The sequence below is a fragment of the Clostridium sp. TF11-13AC genome, from assembly GCF_003481065.1.
GTDB classification, from domain to species: Bacteria; Bacillota; Clostridia; order Lachnospirales; family Lachnospiraceae; genus Otoolea; species Otoolea fessa.
The window spans coordinates 209,280-219,213 of the sequence record NZ_QUKJ01000004.1; the positions used below are offsets into that span (position 1 = coordinate 209,280).

Consider the following 9,934-nt stretch of genomic DNA (forward strand, 5'->3'; position numbering starts at 1 on the left):
CATTACCGAATCCGGAAGTAGTACCCCACGCCCCATTTCGTATGTACATATTTCGGATCACTCGGACTCGGCTCGATCTTCTCGCGCAGCCGCCGCACATGAACGTCTACGGTGCGAACATCGCCGCCCGCCGCCGCCCGGTTGCCCCAGACAAAGCGCAGCAGCTCCTCGCGGCTGTAAACCTTGCCCGGATTGCACACCAGGAGCTCCAGAAGGTCAAATTCCTTCGCGGTCAGATTGATCTCGCGGGAAGCGATAAAGACCCGGCGGCTGTCCGAATCCAGCGTCAGATCGCCCGCCTCGATGACTTTCTTTGTCTGCTGCGGCTCCTGTCTCGATTTCTTGGAGTTGCGGCGCAGGATCGCCTTGATGCGCGCCTTTACTTCCAAAATGTTAAATGGCTTCGTGATATAATCATCGGCGCCGTATTCCAGCCCCAGAATCTTATCCATATCGTCGCCTTTTGCGGTCAGCATAATGATCGGCATCTCGGAGAACTCCCGGATTGCCTGGCAGACTTCAAATCCGTTCAGCTTCGGCAGCATCACGTCCAGAAGAACCATATCATACTCCGTCTCCTTTGCCATCTGAAGCGCTTCCTCCCCGTCATAGGCGCAGGCAACTTCAAATCCATCCTGTTCCAGACTGAAACGGATTCCTTTTACTATTAATTTTTCATCATCTACCACTAATACCTTCGCCATTCTCCACCTCAACCACTATGCTTCTATCTCTCTATACTGTAATCTTATCTTTTATCTTCTGAAATGCCGCGTTCTTGATGCCAGGCACCTTCATAATATCCTCAATCGTCCGGAAACCGCCCTTCTGCTCCCGGTAAGAAAGAATCGCTTCCGCCCGCGCCGCGCCGATACCGTTTAAAGTCATCAACTCTTCTTTGGAAGCTGTGTTTAAATTAATCAATGCTGCACTGCTTCCAGATTTCTGCGAAGCTGACTCGCTGCCATTCCCAGCAGCGCCTCCGGCTCCCAGAAGCCCGGAGACATCCTTCCCTGTTTCCTGATATTTCCGAATCTCTTCCCGGCTCGGAATCCGAAGCTGCTGTCCATCCTCGATCGCCTGCGCCAGATTTACAGATTCCTGCGCCGCCTCCGACGTCATCCCGCCCGCCTTTTCAACCGCCTCATACATACGGCTGCCCGCCGGAAGCTCATAGACGCCCGGTGCGGCTACCTCGCCGCAGACGTGGATATATAGGATTCTCGGTTCCGGCGTTTGGGGATTTTCTTTTGATTGCCCCTCAGGCGCAGCGTTCTCTGCTGCTTCATTATCCCCATCCACTGCCCCGCTGTTTGACCGTTTTGCTGGACGTTCGGAGCTTTCCTGCGAATCATCCTCTTCTTTTGAAAAACTGTTCTGCGTCTCCAACACCACCGTCTGCTTCTCTCGCCGGCTCTGCACACCAAAACACAAAACAGCCGCCAAAAATACCACGCCGACTGCCCCTGTTCGCATCCATCGTTTCCGATTTACTGTTTGATTTGTCTGTTTCATCTTCTGCACCCCTCTTTTTCCGAGGCGCGTTTTGTCCGTAATTCTATTCTAACCAAAACCCCCTTTAAACACAAGCAGAAAATTTTTATTCCCATCTGAAAATCACAATCCCCGCAATCGCAACTGCCGCCCCGATCGCCTTGCGCCACTCAAATCCCGCTTTCTCCACACCGAACCAGCCAAACACCTCGATCAGGTACGCCACCAGGATCTGTGCCACGACGATCAGAAGCGCTGATTTTGCCGGTCCCAGCGCGTCAAAGCTCTTGATGACCGTGTACGTGATAAATGCCCCGATCACACCGCCGGTCAGCATATACCGCGGTTCGATCTGCCAAAGCTCCGATACCGCGCCGCGCCCCGTAAAAAGCCACATCAGCAGGCAAACCACAAACGCACTTATCTGCACCCAGCCAGCCGATACCCACATGCTGGTCTGCTTCATCACGGCAGAATTAAACACGCCCTGTATACTCATGAGTGCGCCGGAAACCAGCGCGGTTATCATTCCCCACATAAAAAATAAACCTCCGCATTCTGTTCTACATTCTCATGAAACAGCAGCCGTTTCCGACCATTCATTTCACACTGTTAGTATCCCAGATATGCGAAGGTTTATACAATTTTTACTGAATCGAAAAGGTAGCCGAAACCTCTGCCTCAACATCCACCTGACCCGGCATCAGGTTTCTGCCTGCACCCGCATCTTCCATCGCCATTTCCTTCATCGCCATGCCGCTGCTGTAAGAAGTGTCATAATAGCGCGCCTGCTGCCCGCTGCTGTACTCCTGCACATTCGTCATCGTTCCCAGCTTGCAGCCGCCTGCCTCCGCCATCGCTTCGGCTTTCACGCGCGCCGACTCAATGGCTTTTTTGAGCGCTTCCTGATAAATCTCATCAAAATTGCTGCACTGGTACTGGACCGAATCGATCGAATTGATACCCGCATTGACCGAATCGCTGATGATCGCCCCTGCATCCTCAATCGCAACGTCCGATACAACCACCTCCGTCGTCATCTCATAACCAGTGATCTTCTTGCCATTGTCCCAGTCATAGATCGGATTCAGCCCCAGACCGCTCGTCTGCACCGAGGTATCTGCAATTCCCTTTTCCTTCAAAAGCGCCAGAACCGCATCCAAATCCGTCTGATTCTCCGACTGGCAGGTGCTCGCATCCGCCGCCTGTGAATAGACACTGTAGGTAATTTCCGCAATATCCGGCTCCGCCTTGATTTTCTCCTGGCTCGTCACCGTGATCCCCGTATTTTCCGCCGACTGCACCGTCACCGATGCCGGTGCGGACGTACAACCTGCCAGACCTGCCGCCGACGTCATTGTCATCGTGCCTGCTGCCAGCAGAACTGCCATCCTGTTTCGCATCATCCCCATTTTTCTCATAAAAAATTCCTCCCGTTTTTCTGCTTCATCCGTGAGTTCCACCCCACAATGGGTTCGGACCTTCCGGAACAACTGCTGGTACACTGTTATTCTTACTATAGTTATACCTGAAAACGAGAGGAAATGTATTGCTTTTCTCTTAACTTTCTTTCGCTTATTTATTACTATTTTTTTCCTGTTTCATCCATGCCGCGCGCACCAGATGCTGTGCCAGAACCGCCGTCGTCACGCCGCCGACACCGCCCGGAACCGGGGTTGCCGCCGAAGCAGTTCCTTCCAGATCGGCAAAATCCACATCGCCGCAGAGTTTTCCATTTTCATCTACATTGATCCCAACGTCAATGACAACCGCATCCTTTTTTACATAGGTGTGGTTGATCATCGCTGCTTTTCCCACGCAGGCAGTCAGAATATCCGCCTCCCGGCATACCTCCGGCAAGCTGGCAGTTCTCGAGTGGCAGATGGTCACGGTCGCATTTTCATGCAGAAGCAGCATCGAAAGCGGGCGTCCCACAACCATGCTTCTTCCTACGACTGCCACCCGTTTGCCAGAAAGCGCGATATCGTTCATTTTCAGCATGCATACCACTGCCTCCGCCGTACACGGCGCAAAACCGCTCGTATCGCCGCTGAACACCTTTGCGATATTGACTGGGGAAATACCGTCCAAATCCTTCGCCGGATCGATCATTTTTTCAATATCCTGCTCGTTGATCTGTTTTGGAAGCGGGCGCAGCATTAAAATACCGTCCACCGACGCATCCGCATTGATTGCCGCAAACTCCCTCTTAAATGCCTCGTCCGAGATATCTCCCGGAAATACCTTCGATTCCACCTCAAGCCCGAACGATGTCAGCTTCTTCGTCGCGCCTTTTTCATAGGAAATATCATCCGGATTCTCGCCCACCCGGATAATCGTCAGTTTCGGCACCCATGTCAGGGTTTCCAGCCCTTTTTCCACCTGCTCTTTCAGCTTTGCCGAAACAGCGGCTCCCTTCATTGTAATCATCTTGTCTGCACCTTTCGTTTTTATTTATGATGAATTTCCCGCGCTTTCGCGCATATTCATTTTAAATTTTTCTTAAAATGAAAGCGACGCCAAAAGACCGCCTCCGCCTGCCATCTCAAGCAGGTAAACCGTCACAATCGCCGCGATCGCCACTACCACCAGGCTCTTTCCCTTATATCCCAAAATCACCGCTACGATCGTTCCTCCGACCGCCGAATAGAGATGTCCTGTGGAGGTAAATACATCCGGAAATGTCAGTGCTCCCAGCACTGCATACGGCGTATAATCTAAGAAAGATCGGATAAACTTCGAACGGATCTGTTTCCGGAAAATCGTAACCGGAAGAACACGTGGAATATATGTAACCAGTGCCATCAAAAGGACACAGGTCAGCACGTATTTCATATCGAGTGTTCCGGCTGCTCCTGCTGTATTCATCATTCTGCCCCCTCTTTCTGACTCTCGTCCTGACCGGCTTCTTTACCGTCCGGATCATGCGGGAATTTCCATGCACCGAACGCCGATGCCGCGATCGTAACCAGAATCACCCGGAAACCGGAGGAAATACCGGCAAAAACCGGAACATATTTTAAAATGCACACCATCACAACTGCCAGAATGATGACGCAGCACACCGACCGCGATTTGCGTGCCGCCGGCAGAATCAGTGCAATAAACATCGCGTACAGGGCAATTCCCATCGCATTCTGCAGCGCCTGCGGCAGAACCGCCGAGATCGCGCCTCCCAGCCAGGTTCCAAGATTCCACCCCAGAATCGGCATCGTGATAAGTCCCAGCATATACGACGCTTTCAAAATGCCCGGATGCAGGGAACTGACGACAAACGTCTCATCCGTGATGCCGAATGCCAGTGCCAGGCGCGCCCCGGTTCCCGTCTTTTCATCGAGCTTCTGGGACAGGGACAGTGACATCAGCATATAGCGCAGGTTGATGACAAACGTCGTCAATGCCACCTCAAAGTACCCAGCCCCCGCCAGAATCAGGTTTGTCCCTGCGAACTGTCCGGCGCTCGTTAAGTTCGTCAGCGATATAAAAACTGCTACCCAGACCGGCAGACCGCCCGACACCGCCAGGAAGCCAAACGTAAAGGAGACCGGCAGATACCCCAGTCCAATGGGGATACCGCTCTTTAGCCCCTCATAAAATGTCTTTTTCCAACTCATTCTACTTTTTCACTCTTTCTGTTCACGCAACCGTCTATTTTTCAGGCTTCACATACCGCGCATGCTGCCCGTTCAGCCACTCTACCCCGCTCACAATTCCTTCTTCCGAAAATGGAAATTCCTCGCGGGTCTTCTCCTCTTCCGGCGTTGCGTCGTATCCATATGGTTCCGGCCACGATGTCACAGTCAGGACTGTCTCCTCGACCGTCTCGCCATCTGCGCCGTCTTCTTTCGGTACTTCGCGCTTTGTCATCTCCATCCGGTAGCGCATCCCGGTATCACTTCCGGTAAATTTTTCTTTTTTCAGGAAATTGACCGGCATCACATCTTTTCTCGTTATCATGCCATTTACCCCCGGAATTTATAACGGCGAATCACCGCCTGCAGCGTTTTTCTTCCATTGTACTCATTGATGTCCGGATAATACACGACGTCGATCTCCCGCCGTCCGGCGCGCTCTTCCTCAAACGCCGTTCCGTCACCGAAATATAGCGCCTCGATCGCGTGTCCGTCTGTCTCTTCCAACGTCATTTTTACGACATTCCGGTTGCGCCCCAGCACGCGGCTCGCCCGGATGCGAAGTGATTTCTCTGCAAACAGCGGCTTTTCGTTGCCCTGTCCAAACGGTTCGAGACAGGAAAGCTCCCTCACAAGGCGTTCTGTCACATATCCCACCGGCATCGGCACATCGATCCAGACTTTCGCTTTAAAATCTTCCTCCGTCAGCCCCGCATTTTCATTCAGTCTGCGCCGGAACTCGTCAATATTCTTCTCTTCCAGCGAAAGCCCGGCTGCCAGCGGATGCCCGCCAAATTTGAGCAGCAGATCGCTGACCTCTGTCAGCTTTTTAAACATATGGTACTCGTCAATGGAACGTCCCGAGCCTTTGACCGCCTCCTCGCCGCGCGTCAGCACGATCGCCGGCTTCTGATAATATTCCCTCAGGCGCCCTGCAATAATGCCCGCCAGCGATTCATGGCATTCCGGCAGAAAGACCACCAGCACCTTGTCCTTCTGGTACCAGCTCTCTACCTGCAGCTTCGCCGCCTCAGTCCCCTGCTCGGTCATATCCTTGCGGGTATCATTTAATTCCTTAAGTTTCTCTGCCAGGCGTTCTGCCTCTTCCTCACTCTGCGCCCGCAGAAGCGCCAGCGCTTCCTTTGCCGTTTTTAATCGTCCGCCCGCATTCAGGCACGGTCCAATGACAAATCCGATATGGTATGCTGTGATTGCCCCCAGATCAAGATTATTTTTCTCCGCCAGTCTGCGAAGCCCTAGATTTTTGGTCTGCGCCATCTTTTTAAGACCGTATTTTACCAGAATCCGGTTCTCATCCTGCAGCTTCATCACATCACCGACCGTCGCAATCGCGGCAAATTCAAGCAAATCCAGCCATTCCATCTGCGGCACGCCCCGGCGGGCATATAAAACCTGCACCAGCTTGTACGCCACCACTGCGCCGCAGATCTCCGGAAATGGGTACGGACAGTCTGCCTGTTTCGGATCGATCACCGCATCCGCCGGGGGAATCTTCTCTTTTTCCCCATCTAAGGGCACCTCATGATGATCCGTGATGACAACCGTCATGCCATATTTCTTCGCCAGCTCCACCTGATGGAACGCGGAAATACCATTGTCACAAGTCAGAATCACCTCCACGCCGTCCGCGTGCGCCTGTTCGATGATCGATTCATTGATTCCGTAGCCATCCTTGATGCGATCCGGTATCTCAAAATCTACATCACTGCCCAGCCGTTCAAATGCCTGCAATAATATGTACGTCGAACAGACGCCGTCAATATCATAATCACCGACGATCCGTATCTTCTTTCCAGTATCCACAGCCTCGCACAGGATGGAAACGGCACGCTCCATATCTTTTAACAGCATCGGATCATACAGATCATCCAGCGTGCCATTTAAATAGCGGTCGATCGCCGCCTCTCCTTCGATCCCACGGTTCCGGATAATACGCGCCGTAACCGGATCGATCCGAAACCGCGCCCCGATCTGCTTAAAATCTGCTTTCTTGGTCTGAAGCATCCAGACTTCTTCTGCCATTTTGTTCCTCCTATTATCTAGATGTACTCTCGGAGTCTTTTTTGCACTTGCTTTTGTGACTGATTTTCCGCCAGCCGCACCCGAATTTCAGAGGCGGACGCAACGCCAACGCCTCAGAAATTTGGGCACAACTGACAAAAAATCATCTCTCAAAATCAAGCACAGAAAGATTCCGAGAGTACATCTATGTCTGTGCTTCTTTTCTATATCACATACTCCCTAAGCCGCCTGCGCCGTTCCCGCCAGTCCGGCAGTATATTCTCCACATGCGTCCAGAAACGCGCGGAATGGTTCATTTCCAGCCGGTGTGCCAGCTCATGGACAATCACATAATTCATCAGATCCTCCGGCAAAAGTGCCAATCGCCAGTTAAAATTTAGGTTTCCAGCTGCGCTGCAGCTTCCCCAACGCGTTTTCTGGTTCCGGATTGTGATTTTTCCATAGGTTACGCCCATGCACGCCGCATATAAAGCAACCCGGTGCATGAGCACCGGGCGCAGCTTTTCTGTGAAATTTCGGATTTCTTCCGCTCCATATGTTTTCCGGTTCCTCTGGCGTTCCACCGCTTCTTTATAATGGACTTCTATCCAGTCGCGGTGCTCCTCGGCAAACCGCATCGCAGCCTGCACCGAAGCCCTCCTCGGAATCCGGAGTACCAGGCGTCCTTCCGCCGTGATCTGGATGGCGATCGTCTTCCGGGAAGACCGAACCACCTCACATGGAATCAATCCTTCTTCCGGCTCATCAGATAACGGAGAATGCCATGGGTTTTGTATCCTCAAGTATTGCATACAATTTCCCGTCTCTTTCATCGATTGTGCGCGCCGCATCTTCCAGTGCGCGTTCCAGACGTTTTTCCAGTTCTTTCTTCTCATCATCCGCCGCTTCATCCCGGATTACTTCCAGGCAGTAATCATCTGCCAGGCGGGCAGCCAGCATCTGTACCAGACCATCCAATGTCTTCTCCGGTGTCTCCAGAATTTTCTTAAACTCCGGATCCTCCGGCTGTTCTTCTGTATCCATCTCATACGGATCCCGCTCGTTCATCTCAATCACATTCATCCATTCCGGTTTTTCATCGGCATTGGTAAAATTCATCTGACCGACCAGGCAGTCGTAAATCTCTGCCTCGCTCGATATCTGCTTCATATCTAACTGAACTAACTGCATCTCTTCTCCTTTCCGCTGTGTCAGAATCCGTGATGCATCTCCCAGCTTCTTCCCAGCCTTTCTATTTTATTCTGCCCACTTAAAACCTACGCGTTCAGCAGCGCCACCGCTGCAAAAAACGGCACCAGCCATTTCGCGACAGAACCAATTTTTATCAGATATTCTGTTTTCATAATTCCTCCACGCGGTCTTTCATAGAAACCGCAAAGCTACCTGCCTTGATAGGGACAGCCCTATTATTATATCGGTCATGCGGTAAAAAGTCAATTCCGGGCTGTCGTAAACGGAATAAAGAATGTGCTCAGGGTTACGGTTCGCACACGTGTGCCCATCAACGGGATTTTGCCGATACTGCACATTCCAAATCGACAAAATCTGCTGCCAGAACTGTATCGTACGGAATTTTCAGTTCAGAAAATTCCTACCTGTGAACAGTTGCTGCCTTGACACATTCTCGCCCCCAGCGCGTCGCTTGCGACAAACTGCATCTTCGCGCAAGTGCACATCATTGGCACGTTAGTGCATTTTTGTGTAATAGGAAATTCCTTGGAATTCCCTATTATACAAAAAAAGCACCCTCAAAAGGATGCTTTTTGCTCTCTGACAACCAGAGAAATCGACGTGCGTGAGAAGATTCGAACTCCCGACACCTTGGTCCGTAGCCAAGTGCTCTATCCAGCTGAGCTACACACACATACTTTTTATTCTTAACGAACAAGTCATATTATACAACTCATTCTGAAGAATGTCAACTGTTTTTTAGATTTTTTTGAATTTCTTTTATTGTTGATTCATTTCAAATTATATCGATATATCAACCAGAAATTCTTCTTACTTTCCAACAATGAAATGGGGCCTACAGGGCTCGAACCTGTGACCCTCTGCTTGTAAGGCAGATGCTCTCCCAGCTGAGCTAAGACCCCATTACGATACTCTGTCCCTCAATCCGCTTACGCGAACCAATTTATAACAGTCGTATCAAAACGACCCGGATGGGGTTCGAACCCACGACCTCCGCCGTGACAGGGCGGCGCTCTAACCAGCTGAGCCACCGGGCCAAATATTAAATTATTTATTTACCTCATATTGGGTAGAGTGGACCTTCGGGGACTCGAACCCGGGACCGACCGGTTATGAGCCGGTTGCTCTAACCAACTGAGCTAAAGGTCCATAAAGTATATGGATCAAAAAACTCCCCGAGTAGGACTCGAACCTACGACAGCGCGGTTAACAGCCGCGTGCTCTACCGACTGAGCTATCGAGGAATATTGCTTTCCAACAACGTAGATAAGTATAACCGATTATATTTTAAATGTCAACTACTTTTTCAAAAAAATCGAAAAATCTATTCTTTTCATCGGATGTTACCGTTTTCTCGCTGCATGAGCAGCATGACGCATCCTTAAATTTCTGGTTCAGAACTCATATAATCTTGGCAAAAATAGAAAGAGATAGTCTTTCTGACGACGCAGAAACAGCACAGCACTCAAAAAGAGATGTGCAAAACACCAGATACCTCCGCGGCTATAAAAAGCAGAAAACAATGAGTTTTCTGTCAACGCATACGTGCGCATCATTGGCACGTTAGTGCCTTT

At 51.0% G+C, this 9,934-nt stretch carries 12 protein-coding genes and 5 tRNA genes; all 17 read right to left on the reverse strand.

The genetic code is table 11. The features are described 5' to 3' along the window. Nucleotides 1-2: 2 nt before the first annotated feature. Nucleotides 3-704 carry a response regulator transcription factor gene (locus DXD12_RS10730; protein ID WP_022359279.1) on the reverse strand — a complete coding sequence of 234 codons (702 nt, stop codon included), beginning with the start codon at nucleotides 702-704 and terminating at the stop codon, nucleotides 3-5. 31 nt (nucleotides 705-735) lie between these two features. Beyond that, entirely contained in the window at nucleotides 736-1,515 is a 780-nt protein-coding gene (locus DXD12_RS10735) for a helix-hairpin-helix domain-containing protein (RefSeq protein ID WP_118638347.1), read from the reverse strand. 85 nt (nucleotides 1,516-1,600) lie between these two features. After that, a complete protein-coding gene (locus DXD12_RS10740; protein WP_022359281.1) occupies nucleotides 1,601-2,032 on the reverse strand; it encodes a DMT family transporter in 432 nt (143 codons plus the stop codon). A 109-nt stretch (nucleotides 2,033-2,141) separates the two neighbouring features. Beyond that, complete coding sequence (locus DXD12_RS10745; protein WP_243022837.1) at nucleotides 2,142-2,915, reverse strand: SIMPL domain-containing protein; 774 nt, start codon at nucleotides 2,913-2,915, stop codon at nucleotides 2,142-2,144. A 154-nt stretch (nucleotides 2,916-3,069) separates the two neighbouring features. Then, entirely contained in the window at nucleotides 3,070-3,924 is an 855-nt protein-coding gene (locus DXD12_RS10750; protein ID WP_118638348.1) for a bifunctional 5,10-methylenetetrahydrofolate dehydrogenase/5,10-methenyltetrahydrofolate cyclohydrolase, read from the reverse strand. A gap of 72 nt (nucleotides 3,925-3,996) precedes the next feature. Then, nucleotides 3,997-4,365 (reverse strand): AzlD domain-containing protein, encoded by a 369-nt coding sequence (locus tag DXD12_RS10755; RefSeq protein ID WP_347561384.1) that lies wholly within the window; start codon nucleotides 4,363-4,365, stop codon nucleotides 3,997-3,999. Continuing rightward, nucleotides 4,362-5,108: an AzlC family ABC transporter permease gene (locus DXD12_RS10760; RefSeq protein WP_117796867.1), complete on the reverse strand. Its 747-nt coding sequence runs from the start codon at nucleotides 5,106-5,108 to the stop codon at nucleotides 4,362-4,364. The genes DXD12_RS10755 and DXD12_RS10760 overlap by 4 nt, the downstream gene beginning before the upstream one ends. Before the next feature lie 34 nt (nucleotides 5,109-5,142). Then, nucleotides 5,143-5,451: a hypothetical protein gene (locus DXD12_RS10765; protein WP_107001309.1), complete on the reverse strand. Its 309-nt coding sequence runs from the start codon at nucleotides 5,449-5,451 to the stop codon at nucleotides 5,143-5,145. A gap of 5 nt (nucleotides 5,452-5,456) precedes the next feature. Beyond that, a complete protein-coding gene (gene recJ / locus DXD12_RS10770; protein ID WP_118638349.1) occupies nucleotides 5,457-7,169 on the reverse strand; it encodes a single-stranded-DNA-specific exonuclease RecJ in 1,713 nt (570 codons plus the stop codon). A 203-nt stretch (nucleotides 7,170-7,372) separates the two neighbouring features. Next, nucleotides 7,373-7,951 carry a M48 family metallopeptidase gene (locus DXD12_RS10780; protein ID WP_347561385.1) on the reverse strand — a complete coding sequence of 193 codons (579 nt, stop codon included), beginning with the start codon at nucleotides 7,949-7,951 and terminating at the stop codon, nucleotides 7,373-7,375. Next, nucleotides 7,914-8,339, reverse strand: a complete 426-nt coding sequence (locus tag DXD12_RS10785) for a hypothetical protein (RefSeq protein WP_022358685.1) — start codon at nucleotides 8,337-8,339, stop codon at nucleotides 7,914-7,916. The genes DXD12_RS10780 and DXD12_RS10785 overlap by 38 nt, the downstream gene beginning before the upstream one ends. A 620-nt stretch (nucleotides 8,340-8,959) precedes the next feature. Next, nucleotides 8,960-9,033, reverse strand: a tRNA-Arg gene (locus DXD12_RS10790). A 156-nt stretch (nucleotides 9,034-9,189) separates the two neighbouring features. Continuing rightward, a tRNA-Val gene (locus tag DXD12_RS10795) sits at nucleotides 9,190-9,262 on the reverse strand. Between the two features lie 61 nt (nucleotides 9,263-9,323). Further along, nucleotides 9,324-9,397, reverse strand: a tRNA-Asp gene (locus DXD12_RS10800). A 38-nt stretch (nucleotides 9,398-9,435) separates the two neighbouring features. Next, nucleotides 9,436-9,509, reverse strand: a tRNA-Ile gene (locus DXD12_RS10805). Between the two features lie 22 nt (nucleotides 9,510-9,531). Beyond that, nucleotides 9,532-9,604 (reverse strand) — tRNA-Asn (locus DXD12_RS10810). 150 nt (nucleotides 9,605-9,754) lie between these two features. Then, nucleotides 9,755-9,934 (reverse strand): hypothetical protein (locus tag DXD12_RS15435; protein WP_207665267.1); only part of this gene is annotated, 180 nt, incomplete at its 5' end.

What these genes read in the sequence shown, in the direction of transcription:
- DXD12_RS10755 (WP_347561384.1), bottom strand. Translation starts at nt 4,365, where the DNA reads ATGATGAATACAGCAGGAGCAGCCGGAACACTCGATATGAAATACGTG.
- DXD12_RS10735 (WP_118638347.1), bottom strand. Translation starts at nt 1,515, where the DNA reads ATGAAACAGACAAATCAAACAGTAAATCGGAAACGATGGATGCGAACA.
- DXD12_RS10740 (WP_022359281.1), bottom strand. Translation starts at nt 2,032, where the DNA reads ATGTGGGGAATGATAACCGCGCTGGTTTCCGGCGCACTCATGAGTATA.
- DXD12_RS10785 (WP_022358685.1), bottom strand. Translation starts at nt 8,339, where the DNA reads ATGCAGTTAGTTCAGTTAGATATGAAGCAGATATCGAGCGAGGCAGAG.
- recJ (WP_118638349.1), bottom strand. Translation starts at nt 7,169, where the DNA reads ATGGCAGAAGAAGTCTGGATGCTTCAGACCAAGAAAGCAGATTTTAAG.
- DXD12_RS10765 (WP_107001309.1), bottom strand. Translation starts at nt 5,451, where the DNA reads ATGATAACGAGAAAAGATGTGATGCCGGTCAATTTCCTGAAAAAAGAA.
- DXD12_RS10730 (WP_022359279.1), bottom strand. Translation starts at nt 704, where the DNA reads ATGGCGAAGGTATTAGTGGTAGATGATGAAAAATTAATAGTAAAAGGA.
- DXD12_RS10745 (WP_243022837.1), bottom strand. Translation starts at nt 2,915, where the DNA reads ATGAGAAAAATGGGGATGATGCGAAACAGGATGGCAGTTCTGCTGGCA.
- DXD12_RS10750 (WP_118638348.1), bottom strand. Translation starts at nt 3,924, where the DNA reads ATGATTACAATGAAGGGAGCCGCTGTTTCGGCAAAGCTGAAAGAGCAG.
- DXD12_RS10760 (WP_117796867.1), bottom strand. Translation starts at nt 5,108, where the DNA reads ATGAGTTGGAAAAAGACATTTTATGAGGGGCTAAAGAGCGGTATCCCC.